Here is a 16,115-nt window from a genome sequence, read left to right as displayed (position 1 = left end):
AAATCCCTCCCGGCATGATCGTGGTGCCGATCTTCGAGCTGCGACATGGTACGGCGCTGGCCGATGGGAACAATCGTCTGGTGGGGAGGTCGGCAGCGGAATGGCGGCTTCCTTCATCGGAATTGGGAGACCGCTGGCGGAAGAAGCCAGGCGCTCGGCTTAGAACGACGCGGATTATGTGCGCTTGCCCGCCAGATCCACCTGACCGGGAGCTGCTCTGTGTCAGCGGCGCCCAATGTATCGCCTTCTATTTTTGCCAGTACCGCCGCACCTCCAATTCGCTTCGACACGACCTGAACTGTGACGGGTCGGGTTCAAGCTTGAAGTGCGTCCATTGCGTCCCGGCCATGGGCCGGCTTCAGAATCTCACGCCGAATTTGGCTCCGAATGTATGGTCCTGACTGTCGCCATTGGTGCCGAAGGCCGTGCGATAATCGAAGCCCAGGTTCCAGTCGTTTTCGAACCGCATATCGAGCGAAAGGCCCAGCGTCATGAAATCGCGCGCCTCCGGATCGACCTCGATTGCATATGGCAGGCCGCCCAGATCCGTATAGCCAAGGCTGGCTCGTGACGATCCCGCGAAATCGTGCGTGTATTCGGCCCGGACGCCCGGCGTCAGAACGCCCCAATCCGTTCGGGAGGCATAGTTGGCGCGGATGCCGAGGATGCCAGAGAGCGTGGCGACCGTTTGATCGCTATAGGTGAGCCCATGGATGCCGCCACCGGTCTCGGCGAAACCGCCGAGCCGGGAGTGCGAGACCTCGACCGTTCCATAGGGCGAGATCAACCATGTTTCGTCGCGGAACTCATAGGCCGCCGTGAGGGAACCGAAGATCTGCTTGCCACTCCGGTTGCCAGTGGCGAACTCGCCATTGGCAGTGACGAAGCGGGTGGAATCGAAGTCCAGCCGGCTCCCTCCCAGCAAGCCGTCGATGAAGAGGTTGTCGATCGGCTTGTAGCTGCCATAGAGCGCCGCGCTGATGGCACTGGCCCGGCTTTCGGTGCCGTTCTCGCCGACGTCGGTGCGGTCCCGGCCATAGCCGATGCCGAAGCCGCCGACGAACTGCTCGGAGAAGCGATAGTCGATCCCGCCCGAGACGCCGATCATGGTGTGATCGAGATCGAGACCGCCGCTGTCGCGCTCACCGAAATTGATGAAGCCGCCGGACCAGGCCGCGAATGGCCCGAGGTCGGGGCCGATGAAGGGCGAGGCGCGGCCTTCCTCCGCCCTTGCTCCGTCCGGCGTGTGTGCGCCGTCGGCACCATAGGCGAGCATGCCCGGCATCGCAGCCCCAGGAGGCGCAGAAACGGCGGAATGGTTGTCGGCGACCAGTTGGTCAATCTCCCGCTCGGCCGCACTTGTGCGGTCGTTCTGCGTGATGCCGAGGCGGACATCGATGCTCGAAGCGCGCCGGTCGCCCTCATTGTGAAGCTGCTCGAGGCGGCTGTGGAAGTTGCGCATCTGATTCTGGGCAAAGCGCGCGGCCGTGTTTGCCTGCGCGTTGATGACGCCGACGACTTCCGGATCGAGAGATGGATCCGGGCGTACGATGGTGGCGCGTGTCACTGAGACCGTATAGGTCCGGATGGTCGTGCCGTCTTGCGCGGTCACCACGGTCTGAACCGGATTCAGCCCGACGGCGAGCGTTATCGGCTGACTTGCGGTCCCCGAAGTGACCGTTTGCCCGTTTACCGTGATGGAGGCCTTGGTGTCGGCCGCGGTCGGCGTGACGGTGATCGTTTCGACCTCGTTGCCGACACTGACAACATAGGCGAGCGTCCCGGCATTGAAGCCGGGCTCGAGAATGCCGCTTCCCGGCAGGAGGCTTGCCAGTTCGGCGTTTGTCGAAAGAGGCGCCGGTTCGATCTCCAGCGTGTAGGCGGCTTTGCCGCTGTTGCCCGGCGCGCCCGCATCGCTCGCGGTGATGGTGAAGCTGGCCGTCTCCACCGCCGTTGGCGTGCCCGAGAGGCTGCCGTCGGCCGAAAGCGTCAACCCGGCCGGCAGCGCGCCGCTGGTGACGGCAAAGGTGTAGCTGCCGCTGCCGCCCGAAGCGGTGAAGATCTGCGAATAAGCCGCACCGGCCTCTCCCGCCGGGAGCGTCGTTCTGTCGGCGGGCGTGAGCACGATCGGTGCGGCCACCGCCAGGGTGTAGTTTGCCGAAGCGGAGCCGGAGGTTGCGGCGGTCGCGGTGACGGCGACCGTAAAGATGCCGTCCGCCGCCGGCGTGCCCGTGATCGCGCCAGTAGCCGAATCCATGGAGAGACCGGCAGGCAGGCCGATAGCGGTGTAGGAAATGGCGCCCGAGCCGCCCGAGGCGGAGACGGAGGTATCGCTGTAGGCGACACCCACCATACCGGAAGTCAGGGCCGAGCCGTCGGGAATGGTGAAGACCACCGGCGCGGCGGTGATCACCATGGTATAACTCGCTGAGGCCGTGCCCGCAGTGGCGGCGGTGGCGGTTACGACGACAGTGAGGGTTCCGTCGGCAGCAGGCGTTCCGGTGATCGCCCCCGTGCCGGAATCGATCGCCAGTCCAGCGGGCAGGCCGTTCGCGGCGAAGGTGATGGCCCCTTCGCCACCCGAGGCGGAGATTCCCGTTTCATTATAGGCCGAGCCGACTTCCCCAGCGGCAAGGGTCGCCCCATCGACCGGGGTCAGCACGACGGCCGGAGCCGTGATGACCAGGGTATAGCTGGCTGATGTCGAACCGGAGGTTGCCCCGGTGGCCGTGACGACCACGCTGAAGGTCCCCAAGGCGGCCGGCGTCCCTGTGATCGCACCGCTTGAGGCGTCCATCGAGAGGCCGGCAGGCAGGCCGGTTGCGGCGAAGGTGATCGCTCCCGCGCCGCCCGACGCGGCGATGGCCGTCTCGTTGTAAGCCTCACCGACCTGACCGGCCGTCAGCGTCGCGCCGTTTGCGGGGGTGAGCACCAGTGCAGGAGCGTCAATCACCAGGCTATAGGTGCGGGCCCCAACCTGGCCATTGGCGTCCTGCACCCACACCGCAAAGTCGTATCTGCCGCTTTCGGTCGGTACGCCTGACAGGACCACGCCTCTGAGGTTCAGGCCGGGCGGCAACCCCGTGCTCAAGGAAAACGTATAAGGTTTGATGCCGCCGGTGGCGGACAGGGTTTCATTGTAGGCCGTGCCTGTAGTGCCGGCGGGCAGGCTGGCCGGGGTGATGGCGATGGTCGCCGGATTGACCTGCAGCGTATAGCTGGCGGACGTCGAAAATGGCGCGGCGCTGCCATGCGAACTGTCGGTTGCCGTTATGGTCACCGGAAAGTTGCCGACTTGGGACGGCGTACCCGACAAGGTACCGCTCGCCGCGTCAAGGCGAAGCCCGGCAGGCAGGGTTCCGGAAGTCAGGGCGTAGGCATAGGGCTCTGCGCCGCCGCTGGCGCTGAGGGTTTGGCTAGAGGCGACGCCGTAGTCCAGCGTCAGCGGGCCCGCCGCGGGAGTCATGCTCAAGGAGGGCGGGCGAACGTTGATGCTGACGACCGCCGGCAAGGAGGTTCCCGCTTCGTTGGTGGCGGTGTAGGTGAACGCGTCCGGCCCGGCATAGCCCGCGTTCGGCGTGTAGGTGATCGACGTGCCGACGGCCGTGGCTGTGCCGTGGCCGGGAGCGTCGACGACGGCGACCGATATCGGTGTGCCGCCGCTCATCATCAGCTCGATTTCGTTCGCGGCGCTGCCGTATTCCACGTCTTCGAAGACCGGGGAGGGTACCACCGGCATGTCGGTGATCGTCAGGGTGTAGTCTGCCGAAGCCGAACCGACGACTGCCGCTTTTGCGGTGACGGTGACCGTGAAGGTTCCGCGCTCTGTCGGCTTGCCGTGGATCACGCCGGCAGCCCCATCGATCTCAAGGCCCGCCGGAAGACCGGTGGCGCTGAAGGCGATGTCGCCGACACCGCCCGAAGCGGAGATGAAATTGTAAGTGTAAATGCTATGGATCCTGCCCTGCGTAAGGGTCTGGCCATCGGGCGGATTCAGGACGAGCGGCGGTGCCGGTTCGATCTCGATCACGTAGCCGGACGAAACCTGGCCGCCCACATGCGATGCGGTCGCCCTTACCGTAAACGAAATGATTCCGGCCGCCATCGGCGTGCCGGAGATCGCGCCGGTGTCCGCATTGATGGAGAGTCCGTCCGGAAGCCCGGTCGCACTGTAGCCGATGGAACCGATGCCGCCGGACGCGCTGATGGAGGTCTCGTTGTATGCCGTGCCGACCCGTCCCTTGGCCAGGATCGTGCCTTCCGCAGGAGCAAGGGTGAGCGGTGCGACGACCGTCAAGGTAGCGCTGTTCGAACGCGCCTCGCCGCCCGGCCCGGTGACGACAGCGCGATACATGTAGCCGTTCATGGCTTGGGTCGCGCCGGTGACGGCAAGCGTCGGGGTCCTTGCCCCCGAATAGACGCCGCCATCCACTATGTCGGCAAAGCCCGCGTCGGTCAAAACCTGCCATCGGTAGCTGCTGGCATTGGCCGCAGTGACCGAAAACGCAGCATTTTCGCCAGCGAGAACGGTGCTGTTCCGCGGATGCGTTTGGATGACAGGGGGAGGCGGTTCGAACGTGAAGCCTCCGGTCAGCGTCGCCTTGCCGCTGCCCGTCGTGACGGCAACGTCGACCGCTCCCGCCGCATTCGCCGGCGTTTCCGCTTCAATCCTAGTGGGAGTGCGAATCCTGAAGCTTGCCGCATCCGTGCCGCCGAAGGCAACGCTGGTCGTGCTGGTGAAGCCGGTGCCGTTGATGGTGACAAAGGTGCCGCCGGTTGTCGGGCCTCTGTTCGGCGCTATGCTTGCGATCGTCGGGGGCGCATCATCGTCGTCGATGATCGTGCCCACGCCCTGGCCCTTGACCACCGTTGCGCCTGACACATTGGTGACGTTGACAAAGAAGGTCTCGTTCGGCTCCAGAACCGTGTCGCCAATCACCGACACATAGACGGTGCGACTGCTGCTGCCGACGGGAATTGTGAGGCCGGACTGGCTGATTGGATCGTAGTCGCTGCCGATGCTGGCCGAGCCGCTGGAGGTTGCGACATCGAAACTCACGGCGAACAGTGCAGATCTGCTCAGCCTTACCGTGAAGATGAAACTTTTTCTGCCTGAATCTCCTTCGGCCATGGAGACGTCGTCGATCGACAGCTCCGGCACGGGTGTTGCCCAATAGGTGAAGGCGTTGTCCGCCGTCGCGCTGCCGGCCGGCGTCGTCACAACGACATCGACCGTGCCCTCCGGATGCGCGGGCGTCCAGGCGGTGATCGTGCTGTCGTTGACGACCGTGACGCTCGTCGCTGCCATGCCGCCGAAGGTCACGCCGGTCGTGCCGGTGAACCCGGTGCCGGTGATGGTGACCATAGTGTCGCCGTACCCCGCGCCTCTTATCGGGGAGATGCTCGCGATTTCGGGAGCCGTTTGCGCCGATGCGGCCAGGATCATGAAGAACAGAAGAAGCCACGCGCAAGCGCCGGCTGCGGACCGATACGCCCAACCCAAAGTTCACCCCCGCACCAACGACGGCGTCAAGCCGCGGCAAGAACACCACCAAGGGCGGGTAGCAGACTTGAACGGTACGGGCGTTGCCATGCGTCCCGTTTGACTGATCGATTTGTCTCGACGTTCCAATGCGAGGCCTCGAAGACCTCAACCTGGAACCCGTCGTCAGGAGACCGTTCGGCTGAAATCTGGTGCGTTCCAAGCGGAGAGCGAGAACCGCTCCGCATAGTCGGCAAAACGCGACTGCAGACTGGACAAACGGCTGTCGGCCAGCGCCAGGAGCAGGCCTTCCTGCCTCGCATCCGTAGGCGTCATGCCGAAACGGGCGCGGAAGGCGCGCAGGAATTGCGTGTTGCCCGAGAAGCCGCAGCCATAGGCAATTTCGGTGATCGAGCGGGTCGAATTTCCGGGTTTGGTGAGTTCGCGATAGGCCGCATCGAGCCGCTTCTCGCGAATGACCTTTGCCACGCCTCCGTCATTCGCAAACATCCGGTAGAGATGGGCGCGCGAGACGTTGAAGCGCCGCAACAGCGCGGCAGGGCCGAGTTCGGGTTGCGAAAGGTTCGCGTCGATGAATTCCAGAACGCGCCGCCGTAGAATGTGGATGAGCGAGGGGTCATCGACGGCATCCAGTGCCCTCACCCTGGAGAGGCCGGCGACGAGAAGGGCGATTGCCGCATCCTCGACCGCCAAGGCGTCCTCACACTTCATTCCTGCAGAAATCTTGGAAAGGCTGATCAAGAAATCGGCCAGCAGTCGTGTTACAGGCGCGCCGTCTTTAAGAACCGTTCCATGCAGCCGCTGTCCATTGGCAGCCCGGTCTACCCGGGCCCGCGGCAAGATGGCGGAGATCGTCGAGCCCGAGGTCACACGGCTTGTGAACGTCCGGCCGAGATCGAAGACGCAGATATCGCCCGGCTCGACCGAGATCGCCATACCTTCGCAATCTCCCTGCAACGATCCGGCAACGAAGAGCTGAACGAAGTAGTGATCGAGGCCACTTTGCACAAGGAGCCGTCGATCGCGGATATATTGCTGATGATTGAACGTCGTCGGTCCGATGAGTACCGTGCCTACGGCATGTGACGTCAACGAACCTGCCAGCGAACCGGTTCTGGCCTTGGGGCAAGTTTCAAAAAAAGGACGCGTGATTTCGCGCCACGCCTCCGTTCTCTGGGATGGCTCGACCATCTCGGTCGAGAGAAACAATCCGCCCTCCGTCGTGCTTTGCCCTGGATTATCTCTGCCAGTTGATTTGCCCATCGTTCCGCGAAAGGAACGCATCGACGCCAATATTTCAAGCCCTGGTGTGGTCGCTTCCCTCAGTCGGCGGGCGAGATCCCGCAGAATCTGTGCCAAACCCTTCGCTCCGAGATGGGACGGGAAGCTTGCGAGGGAAGCTATGGCCCTTACTGCGCGTGTGAACGTGCTGGCTGCCCTGCCAAGCAGAGGCGTTCCGGTGGCTGACGCAGGCTTCCGCCTATCGCACTACTGGATAGGGCCCCACTGGAAGGCACTGAGTTGTTCCCGGAACGCAAAGCGCAGCAGATGGCTCTCGATGACCTGCTGAACGCGTTCGGCTCCGCCGGAGTCGGTTGCGCTCACTTTTATGGTCAGCCCATCGCCATCGGCATCCATGACAGCGGTGCCGGCGTCGAAGCGGCATTCTGCATGGCCGTCGCTGAACGTCGCCGGTATCTTGTGCGCGAAATGCTTGCAAAGCTGCTGAGCGTATTTTGCTCCGTTGGGCGTGATCACACGCGTTTGCGTCTCGATCATTGGATTGTTCCTTCTGGTCGTTCTCACAATGGGTGGCAGGAGCTAGTAAAAAACCGCGATCCGCAACCCGTCGATTTCGTGGATGCTGACCTCCGTGCCGAAGATCTCGGTCAGCACATCCTTGCGCATCACCTCCTCGGGCGTGCCTTGGAAAGCGACACGGCCGTCCTTCATCGCCACGATGTAGTCGGAATGGCAGGAGGCGAAGTTGATGTCGTGCAGAACCAGCACGATCGTCTTGCCGAACCGGTCGGCAGCCTGGCGCAGGATGCGCATCATCGCCGCCGCGTGGCGCATGTCGAGATTGTTCAGCGGCTCGTCGAACAGGGCGTAGTCGGTATCCTGGCAGAGCACCATGGCGACGAAAGCGCGTTGCCTCTGGCCGCCGGACAGTTCGTCCAGGAAACGATCGGCCAGCGGCGCCAGATCGAGAAACGCCAGAGCCTGGTCGATGTGAACCTTGTCCTCTGGCGTGGGACGATTCTTCGAATAAGGATAGCGCCCGAAGGCGACGAGATCGCGCACCGTCAGCCGGGCTGTCAGGTGATTGTCCTGGCGCAGGATCGACAGTCTTCGGGCGAGCACATCGCCCTTTGTCCGGGTGACGTCCATGCCGTCCACGCTGATCTCGCCTTCGGACATCGGGAGGAGGCGGCTGATCATCGACATCAGCGTCGATTTCCCCGCCCCGTTCGGGCCGATGATCGACGTCACGCCGCCTTTGGGCAGGGTCAGCGTTACGCCGTCCACAACGAGCTCGTCGCCGTAGGATTTCGAGACCTGCTTGATGTCGATCATCGAGCCGCACCTTTCAGAACCAGCCCGATGAAGAGGAGCCCGCCCACGAATTCGATCACGATGCTCAGGGCGGAATCAAAGGCGAGCACGCGTTCCAGGACGACCTGCCCGCCCACCACGCAGATCGTCGCGATCAGAAAGGCAGCGGGCAGGATGTGGACATGGCGGGCGCTCGGCATCACCTGCCAGGCGAGGCTTGCCACGAGCAATCCGAAGAACGTGACCGGCCCCACCAAGGCCGTCGAAACCGACACCATCACGGCGACGATGACCAGGACGATCGAGACGGTCCGGGTGTGGTCCACGCCCAAATTCACGGCGGTGTCGCGGCCCAGCGCCAGCACGTCGAACCTGTGAAGGATGCGGCATCCAACGACGCTGGCCAACCCTATCAACGATGCCGACACGCCGAGCAGATCGGTCTGCGCGATGTTGAAGCTTGCGAACAGCCGGTCCTGCAGGATGGCGAATTCGTTCGGGTCGATGACACGCTGCAGGAAGCCCGAGAGGGACCGGAACAGAACGCCGACGATCACGCCAACAAGCAGCAGGAGGTGCAGGCTGCGCCGCTCGCCTGCGAAGAGCCACCGGTAGAGGAACCCGGAGAACATCACCATGGCGGCGACTTCGCCGAGAAAAAGCAGCCGCGGGTCGATGCTCTCGACGAGCTTCGAACCGAGCTGGAATACGAGCACCGTCTGGATCAGCCCGTAGAGCGCGTCGAAACCCATGATGGAAGGCGTCAGGATCCGGTTGTTGGCGACGGTCTGGAACAGGATCGTCGATGTCGCGACGGCATAGGCGACGAGCAGCATGCCGGCCAGCTTGGCGCCGCGGAAAGGCAAGACGAAATCCCAGCGTCCGTTCACTCCGAGGGTCATGAAGGTGACGATCGCCGTGAGCGCCAGCACACCAAGCACGACCAGCACGGCGCGTGGCCCGAGGGCTGAAGGCCGCAAGCGCTGCAAAACCGGAGCCTCAACCGACACGGGCGCCCTTTCGAAGAAGCAGGTAAAGGAACAGAGCGCTCCCCACCACGCCGATGACTGCGCCGATCGGCACCTCGTATGGGTAGAGGACGAGCCGCCCGACGATATCGCAAACCAGGACGAATGCCGCGCCAACGACTGCGATCCAGGGTAGCGAGCGCCGCAAGTTGTCGCCCATTGCGAGGCTGACGACATTGGGCACGATCAGACCCAGGAACGGGATCATGCCGACCGTCACGACGACGGCTGCCGTAACCATCGAAACGATAAACAGACCCAGGGCAACTATGCGCCGGTGGTTCAATCCGATGTTGGTCGCGAAAGCTTCGCCCATTCCCGCAACCGTGAAACGGTCGGCAGCCACATAGGCGGTGAGGGTCAGCGCAAAGGAAATCCACAGCAGTTCGTAGCGGCCGCGCAGAACCCCCGAAAAATCGGCGGTGGTCCAGGCGTTGAGCGATTGCAGCATGTCGTATCGATAGGCGAAGAAGGTCGCCACCGCGCTAATGACGCCGCCCAGCATTATGCCGACCAACGGCACGACCAGAACCGAGCGCAGCGGGATACGGCGCAGGATGGCCAGGAAGAGCGATGTCCCGGCCAATGCGAAGAGCGATGCGACCAGCATCCGCGCAAACACCGGCATGTCCGGCGCGAGCAGCATGACGGCGAGGATGCCGAGGCTCGCGGATTCCACGGTCCCGGCGGTCGAAGGCTCGACGAAGCGATTGCGTGCGAGCATTTGCATGATTACGCCTGCAACCGCCATTCCGGCTCCGGCCAGCAACAGCGCGAGCGTGCGAGGCACGCGGCTGATGATCAGCACTTGTGCCGCGTGGGCCGAGGTGTCATCGGAAAGGAGTGTTCCGATAGAGACATTGCTTACCCCCACGAACAGGCTCGTCGCGGCGAGCATCGGCAAGGCAATCACCGCCGCGCAGAGCCAGATGCGCTCTGCACCGTGCCTCGTGACCTGGAGCCTTTGCGTGGGTTTCATTCGACCTGCGTGAAAAGAGGCTGCCCACACCGTGGGAAGGGCGGGGCAGCCGGGCATGACGCGATGACGTCTCGCCTATTCCTTGCGAAGCGCCTTGCCGATCTGCTCCGCATTCTGCTGCATGGCTTGCAGGCCAGCGCCGATCAGATACCAGTTGGCTGGGTTGAGATAAACGACCTGTCCGTTCTTCCATGCGGTCGTCTGCGCGACGAGCTCGTTATCGAGATACTGGGCCGCTGACTGGCCTTCACGTCCCACCGCCGCATCTCGGTCGATCACGAACAGCCAGTCAGGATTGGTTTCCAGTATGAGCTCGAACGACGCGGCATGCCCGTGGTTGGAGATTTTGAGGTCTTCGCGAGCCGGCGTGACGCCATAGTCCGAATACAGGACCCCAAAGCGGGAGCCCGGCCCATAGGCGCTCATCTTGCCGCCGGTGGTCAGCACGATCAGCCCCTTGCCTGCGCTCGCGGCCGCCTCGCGGGTTTCTGCTATGGCTTCATCGAGTTCAGTCAGCTTTTCCCTGGCCCCGGCTTCCTTGCCGAAAAGAACCGCCAGCGTGTCGACGTTCTTCTTGGCGCTCGCGACGAAGTTGCCGGGGTCGACGGTCAGGTCAATCGTCGGAGCGACAGCCGCCACTGCGTCGTATTTGGCGCTCGAACGTCCGCCAACGATGACCAGATCGGGTTGCAGTCCATTGATCGCCTCGAGGTCGGGTTCGAAGAGCGAGCCCACCTTGGCATAGGCATCGCCGCTATACTTCGAAAGATACGCGGGAAATTTCGCATTCGGTACACCGGCGATCTCGACACCGAGAGCATCCAGCGTGTCGAGGGTGGCGAGATCGAAGACGACCACTTTTTTGGGCCGGTCGGGCAGCACTGTCTCGCCCTTGGCGTGCTCGATGCGGATTTCGTCCGCCAGGGCGGATGCCGGAACAACGAACATGGCGACCACTGCGATTGTGGCACTGAATATCGTGCGGCGATTGATCATGGATCTATCCTTGTCTGGAGCGGCGGCGGGATTTGAGGCCCGCTCTCGCTGCAATACTAAAAATTGGTGGTCAGGCTTACCCAGAAGCGCCGGCCTTCGCCCACGGTATTGAAGTCGGTGGCGTCCTGCTGCTTGTCGAAGACGTTGTATACGGCACCGTTCAGCACGACATTGTCATTCTCGCCGAAGGTGTAGGAAAGGCCCACGTCGAGGGTGGTATAGGCGTCGTATTTGCGCCCGGCCTTACCATCGATCACGACCGGCGTGCCGTTGCTGCCGATGCGTGCCCCGGAGGCGATTTCCTCGCCGTGATAGGTGACCAGGCCCCACGCCTGCAATCCGTCGAAGGGCGTGATCCAGTCGGCGCGCAGGCTACCGGCGTGTTCCGGCGTGCGGGCAAGCGGAAAGCCTGCGAAGTCACCGGTTTTCTGACGCGAGTGGGTGTAGGTGTAGTTGCCGCGAAGACTGATAGTGTCCGTCACGTTCCAGCTTGCGGTCAGTTCCACGCCCTGGATGACGGCGTCGTCGATATTGTAGTTGTACCACAGGCGGTAGTTCGGGTCGTCCTCCCAGCGGACGTAGCCGCCATTTTCGTCAAGCACGAGAGCATTGGTGATCTTGTCCGTGAAGGTGGTGTAGAAGTAGGTCGCTCCGGCCGTGAAGCCCGCATAGTTGTCCCAGATCGCGCCGATCTCGTAACTGGTGCTGGTTTCGGCCCTCAGATTCGGGTCGGCGATGATGACGCCACATGTTCCGCCCTCATAGGAGCACCCTCCGCCGCCGGTGGTGTAGGCATAGCCCGGCGAAATGCTGCGAATGTCGGGCGCTCTGAAGCCGGTGGAAACGCCACCTTTTACCGTCAGCTGCTCCAGGGGGTTCCAGACGCCGTAGAGCCGAGGGCTAACCTGCGCGTCGTAGAACTCATGTTTGTCGTACCGCAGGCCGCCATGCAGCGCGAAAGTTTCGGTCATCTGCCATTCGTCCTCGGCGAACAGCGCCCATTGCAGCGCGCCGAAAGTCTCGTCCACGCCCTCCCGTTTACCGGGATTCTGGTCGGTCAGTTTCGCGTCGAACACCTGCCCGCCAACCGTCAGGGTATGATCGCCGACGGCGCTGAAAGGCGTGATGAACTTGCCGTCGAGCACAGTGTTGCGGATCTCCGGCGAGCGTACATTCTCGACGAAAGCACTCTGCTTTGGCGTCCAAGTGAAGTTGGTCCGCTCCGCCCATTCCTGCGAGAGCGAGAACTCCGACGTCGTCCAGCCCCATCGGCCGGTGTGGGTGATGGACCAATGGTCGCGATCGTTGTGGTTATAGGTGCCGTTCGCCGTTTCCGCGAGCGTCTGTCCGGGATTGGCTTCACGCCTCACGCGGGTCGTGCCGCCCTCGAGCAGGATGTCATGATCTTCGTTCGGCGTGAACGTCAAACGGCCCGTGATATCTCTTTCTTCAGACCCGGTGATTCCGGCCAGGAAAGCGTCTTCCTCCCGCCGCATGCCGCGTCCCCACACCTGCAGGCCGACCTTGTCTTTGATGAGGGGGCCAGCGCCGTAGAACGAGAGCTGGCCGTAGTTGCCGAACTTCTTGTCGCCCTGCAGGGTGGCGTCGGCTGTGATCGAGCCCATCCACTCGGCGCTGACCTTGCGCGTGATTATGTTGATGACGCCGCCCATCGCATCAGAGCCGTACAGGGACGACATCGGTCCGCGCACGACCTCGATCCGCTCGATGGCGGAGAGCGGCGGTACGAAGCTCTGTTCGAAGCCTGCATTGCCGTTGGTGCGCGCATCGCGCGTGCTCTGGCGCTTGCCGTCGACGAGGATCAGCGTGTATTGGCCGGGCAGGCCGCGGATATAGATGTCCTTTTCGTTCGCGACGCCCGTGACGGTAACGCCCTGAACCTCGCGCAACGCGTCGGTCAGGTTGCGAAAGCTGCCCCTTTCAAGTTCCTCGCGGGTGACGACCGTAATGGAAGCCGGAGCATCCTTGACGTTCTGCTCGAAACCCGTCGCGGTGACGACGATCTGTCCCAGTTGGGTAGCGCCGGAGGCATCCACGGCGGCTTCTTCGTCGGTTTGCGCGGCTGTTTGCGCTTGCGCAACGGTTTGCGCCCATGCCTGCCCACAGCACAAGATGAGCGCGCAGGTGCCAAGCAGCGTCCCCCGGCGCCCTGCTACGATCGATGCCTCGAAAGTGATCCCCATCTCACCTATCCAAAACTTGAGTAATGGAGTCTTCTTATGTAGCAGGAACCGAGGGTCAATCGGCGTGTTTTTGAGCCATTCCAAATTCAGAAAACTGCAAGATGCCAATCGGACGAACAGTATCCACCGCAGGTGATAAACGTCGGGCGGAAACGGAAAACCAGACCGAACGCCCGACTTCGGGAGAGGCCTCGCCTTTATCGCGGCTGCGCCTGCTGGTAGCGCTGGACGCCTTGCTTGTAGAGCAGTCGGTGGGCCAGGCGGCCGAGCGAATGGGCCTGGGCGCGCCGGCGATGAGCCGTCTGCTCAAGCAGATACGCGAGATTTATGGCGACCCGATTCTTCGCAAGACTGGTCGCGGAATGGTGCCGACCGTGTTCGCCGAGCAGCTTCGGTTGCGCATCCGCGCCCTGGTCGAGGAGGCATCGGACCTCTTGCAGGCTCACGAATCCGACACGCCCAAGAAGGCGGCGAGAGGGACAAACAGGCTTCCGGTTTCGGCGGCGCCGTCTTTATCGCTGGCTCCCGTTATCGATATCGGAGGACCGACGCCAAAACAATTTGCTGCAAAACTCAATGCCATCGGGCTCTGTGCAGAGCCTCGGCAACGGCTTGCCAAGGCAATTGCGACGATCGGCATGGGGGCAGGGCGCTCCCGCCCGCTGACAATGGACGAAGCCGAGGAGGCTTTCGGGCATATCCTTGCCGGTCGCGCGGATCCTATCCAGGTCGGGGCTTTGCTTGCCGTCCTCCAATTTCGCCACGCCACCGCTCCGGAATTGGCCGGGATGGCGCTTGCCCTGCGTGAGCACCTGGGTGTGTCTGCGGAACCGGGAGACCAATTGCAGCTCGATTGGCCGGCATATCTCTCTCCGAAAATTCCGCTTCAACCCTGGTTCATGATGGCCGCAAAGCTCGTCAGCCATGCCGGTGTACGGGTCCTGGTTCACGGCGGGACCGGTCTCGTGACCGAAGGCGAGGGGCTGGGAACGGCGGCGGGGTTTCTCGGCATACCGGTGGCCGACGGCATCGAGAAAGCGAAGGCGGCGATCTCCCGGCAAGGCATCGCATTCCTGCCTTTCCCGACCCTTTCGGACCAACTGACAGCGTTGATCGGTCTCTATCGGCTCTTCGAGATGCGCTCCCCGCTCAACCAGGCCGTACATCTCATCAACCCGCTTAATGCCCGAACGCTGATGCTGGGTGCTTTCCGATCCGCCCACAAGGATCTTCCCCGCGAAGCAGCAGGGTTGCTGGGGTGGGAAAACCTTTCGGTGACGTGCACCAACCGCGACGTGGCCGAGATGACTCCTCTCCGGTCGACGGCGATCCTTCGCAGCATCGCCGGTGCGCCCTCGGAAATCCTGGTCCCCGCGTCCAAGGCGGATACGCTCGGACGTCCGATCGAGTTGTCGAGCTTTGAGTACTGGAAGGCGATCTGGCTCGGGCAGGCACGTGACGAGGCGCCGATCAACACGGTCGTGCATACCGCCGCCCTCGCGCTCATGACCTTGAGAAAAGCGCCGCTGGCCGAATGGTCCAATCTGAAGCAGGAAGCATCCCGACTCTGGTCCGAACGGCGGTCGCCTGCCTCCTGGGTTTGAGGCTGAATCGCTGATTCCACGAGCGACCGGAGGGATATCCGCCTCCGCTGCCCGATGCTCGGAGGCCCGACGTTTGGTAAAGGCTTTTCCAACGCGAGCCGATACAGGCCCAGCCGCCCACCGTAGCGCCACGGCTGGCATCGAAAAATCTTCACCGAGGCAACGATCCGCTTAATGGCGGCTCGGCCACAAGGGCTTCCCATCCATGGAATGCCTCAGGCGCTATCGCCTTCGTCTGTGCAGCTCAGGGGCATTGTGGCATAGTGGAGCCATGGCGATAAATGTGTTGGCGGTTCATCGCGACACAGTCGGGACGGGACAGGCAGCAGGCGATTCGCTTGCAGCCGCCTATTCCGTGGCGGTCCTCTGCTGGCTGCTGTCGGCCGGCGTCTACATCGCCGCGAAATGGGTGTCTTCCGAGATGCCGCCCTGGGCGCTCTGCTTCTGGCGCGTGCTGATCGCCTGCGCGATCCTGCTGCCGATCGTGCACCGGCATTTCGGCGACATGGCCGCGCTGGTTCGGGCTCGGCCCTTCGAACTGCTTGCCATTGGCGGCATCGGACTGGCGATCTGCCAGGGCATGATCTTTGTCGGCCTCGAACATGCCGATGCCACCACCGCCGGCATCATCATCGCCCTGATCCCGATCATCACCATGATCCTTGCCCGCGTGATCCTCGCCGAACCGATGGGACTCTGGCAGGCGATAGGGTCGATCCTGGCCTTCCTCGGAATCGTGGTCATCATCATCAAGGGCAGCCCGGCGGCGCTGATGCGTCTCGACTTCAATCCCGGGGAACTGTGGATCGTCGCCGGCGCGTTCTGCTTCAGCCTCTATACCGTCCTGCTCCGCCGGGCGAAATTCGAGGTGGAGCGCCTGCCGCTCCTGGTGCTGCTTCTCGGGGCGGCTGTGCTCACGGCTCTACCCTTCTACCTCTTCGAGCTCGCCGCCGACGAACGCTCGACGCTCAACCGTAGCGGGCTGATCGCGCTCGCTTATGTGGCGATCCCCGGCGGGGCACTCATGTATTACCTCTTCAATCGCAGCATCGAGGCCTTGGGTGCGAGCCGGGCGGGCGTGTTTCTCTACATCCAGACGATCTTCATCGCCGTGCTCGCCTATCTGATCCTCGGCGAACGGTTGCAACCCTATCATCTCGAAGGCGCGGCACTCATCATCGCCGGCTTGCTTCTCATCATCCTGCTCAAGCCGAAGACCAGGGTGGAGGCGGCAAAAGCCTGAGG

10 protein-coding genes and 1 pseudogene are annotated in these 16,115 nt (G+C 63.0%); 2 read left to right on the top strand and 9 right to left on the bottom strand.

The features are described from left to right. Nucleotides 1–358 precede the first annotated feature (358 nt). The 9 genes and pseudogenes from ACCO56_RS19600 to ACCO56_RS19560 all read right to left on the bottom strand — a co-directional run bounded on the left by ACCO56_RS19600 (nucleotide 359) and on the right by ACCO56_RS19560 (nucleotide 13,266). Nucleotides 359–5,446 carry a putative Ig domain-containing protein gene (locus ACCO56_RS19600; protein WP_433642525.1) on the bottom strand — a complete coding sequence of 1,696 codons (5,088 nt, stop codon included), beginning with the start codon at nucleotides 5,444–5,446 and terminating at the stop codon, nucleotides 359–361. 222 nt (nucleotides 5,447–5,668) lie between these two features. Continuing rightward, nucleotides 5,669–6,214, bottom strand: coding sequence for a helix-turn-helix domain-containing protein (locus ACCO56_RS19595; RefSeq protein WP_433642754.1), 546 nt, complete (start codon nucleotides 6,212–6,214; stop codon nucleotides 5,669–5,671). Nucleotides 6,215–6,220: 6 nt separating this feature from the next. Next, nucleotides 6,221–6,694, bottom strand: a pseudogene (locus ACCO56_RS19590) (helix-turn-helix domain-containing protein); the annotation flags it as partial. A gap of 297 nt (nucleotides 6,695–6,991) precedes the next feature. Beyond that, on the bottom strand, nucleotides 6,992–7,282 hold the full coding sequence (locus ACCO56_RS19585) for a DUF2218 domain-containing protein (protein WP_433642524.1): 291 nt from the start codon (nucleotides 7,280–7,282) through the stop codon (nucleotides 6,992–6,994). A 42-nt stretch (nucleotides 7,283–7,324) separates the two neighbouring features. Next, on the bottom strand, nucleotides 7,325–8,080 hold the full coding sequence (locus tag ACCO56_RS19580) for an iron ABC transporter ATP-binding protein (protein ID WP_433642523.1): 756 nt from the start codon (nucleotides 8,078–8,080) through the stop codon (nucleotides 7,325–7,327). Next, nucleotides 8,077–9,039: an iron chelate uptake ABC transporter family permease subunit gene (locus ACCO56_RS19575; RefSeq protein ID WP_433642522.1), complete on the bottom strand. Its 963-nt coding sequence runs from the start codon at nucleotides 9,037–9,039 to the stop codon at nucleotides 8,077–8,079. Before ACCO56_RS19575 ends, ACCO56_RS19580 begins: the two co-directional genes overlap by 4 nt. Before the next feature lie 19 nt (nucleotides 9,040–9,058). Continuing rightward, nucleotides 9,059–9,985: an ABC transporter permease gene (locus ACCO56_RS19570; protein WP_433642753.1), complete on the bottom strand. Its 927-nt coding sequence runs from the start codon at nucleotides 9,983–9,985 to the stop codon at nucleotides 9,059–9,061. A gap of 156 nt (nucleotides 9,986–10,141) precedes the next feature. Further along, nucleotides 10,142–11,062, bottom strand: coding sequence for a siderophore ABC transporter substrate-binding protein (locus tag ACCO56_RS19565; RefSeq protein WP_433642521.1), 921 nt, complete (start codon nucleotides 11,060–11,062; stop codon nucleotides 10,142–10,144). Nucleotides 11,063–11,118: 56 nt separating this feature from the next. Further along, complete coding sequence (locus ACCO56_RS19560) at nucleotides 11,119–13,266, bottom strand: TonB-dependent receptor domain-containing protein (protein ID WP_433642520.1); 2,148 nt, start codon at nucleotides 13,264–13,266, stop codon at nucleotides 11,119–11,121. 101 nt (nucleotides 13,267–13,367) lie between these two features. On the opposite strand from ACCO56_RS19560, the gene ACCO56_RS19555 reads away from it, so the two are divergent. Both ACCO56_RS19555 and ACCO56_RS19550 read left to right on the top strand, forming a co-directional pair. After that, nucleotides 13,368–14,870, top strand: coding sequence for a glycosyl transferase family protein (locus ACCO56_RS19555; protein WP_433642519.1), 1,503 nt, complete (start codon nucleotides 13,368–13,370; stop codon nucleotides 14,868–14,870). Between the two features lie 271 nt (nucleotides 14,871–15,141). Further along, nucleotides 15,142–16,113, top strand: coding sequence for a DMT family transporter (locus tag ACCO56_RS19550; RefSeq protein ID WP_433642518.1), 972 nt, complete (start codon nucleotides 15,142–15,144; stop codon nucleotides 16,111–16,113). Nucleotides 16,114–16,115 lie beyond the last annotated feature (2 nt).

Source organism: Mesorhizobium sp. 1B3 (assembly GCF_050958605.1).
Lineage (GTDB): Bacteria > Pseudomonadota > Alphaproteobacteria > Rhizobiales > Rhizobiaceae.
This window is presented reverse-complemented; position numbering and strand designations above follow the sequence as displayed.

Excerpts from the sequence above, each read along its gene's own strand:
- ACCO56_RS19600 (WP_433642525.1), bottom strand. The coding sequence starts at position 5,446 with ATGATCCTGGCCGCATCGGCGCAAACGGCTCCCGAAATCGCGAGCATC.
- ACCO56_RS19595 (WP_433642754.1), bottom strand. The coding sequence starts at position 6,214 with ATGAAGTGTGAGGACGCCTTGGCGGTCGAGGATGCGGCAATCGCCCTT.
- ACCO56_RS19585 (WP_433642524.1), bottom strand. The coding sequence starts at position 7,282 with ATGATCGAGACGCAAACGCGTGTGATCACGCCCAACGGAGCAAAATAC.
- ACCO56_RS19580 (WP_433642523.1), bottom strand. The coding sequence starts at position 8,080 with ATGATCGACATCAAGCAGGTCTCGAAATCCTACGGCGACGAGCTCGTT.
- ACCO56_RS19570 (WP_433642753.1), bottom strand. The coding sequence starts at position 9,985 with ATGCTCGCCGCGACGAGCCTGTTCGTGGGGGTAAGCAATGTCTCTATC.
- ACCO56_RS19565 (WP_433642521.1), bottom strand. The coding sequence starts at position 11,062 with ATGATCAATCGCCGCACGATATTCAGTGCCACAATCGCAGTGGTCGCC.
- ACCO56_RS19560 (WP_433642520.1), bottom strand. The coding sequence starts at position 13,266 with ATGGGGATCACTTTCGAGGCATCGATCGTAGCAGGGCGCCGGGGGACG.
- ACCO56_RS19555 (WP_433642519.1), top strand. The coding sequence starts at position 13,368 with ATGCCAATCGGACGAACAGTATCCACCGCAGGTGATAAACGTCGGGCG.
- ACCO56_RS19550 (WP_433642518.1), top strand. The coding sequence starts at position 15,142 with ATGGCGATAAATGTGTTGGCGGTTCATCGCGACACAGTCGGGACGGGA.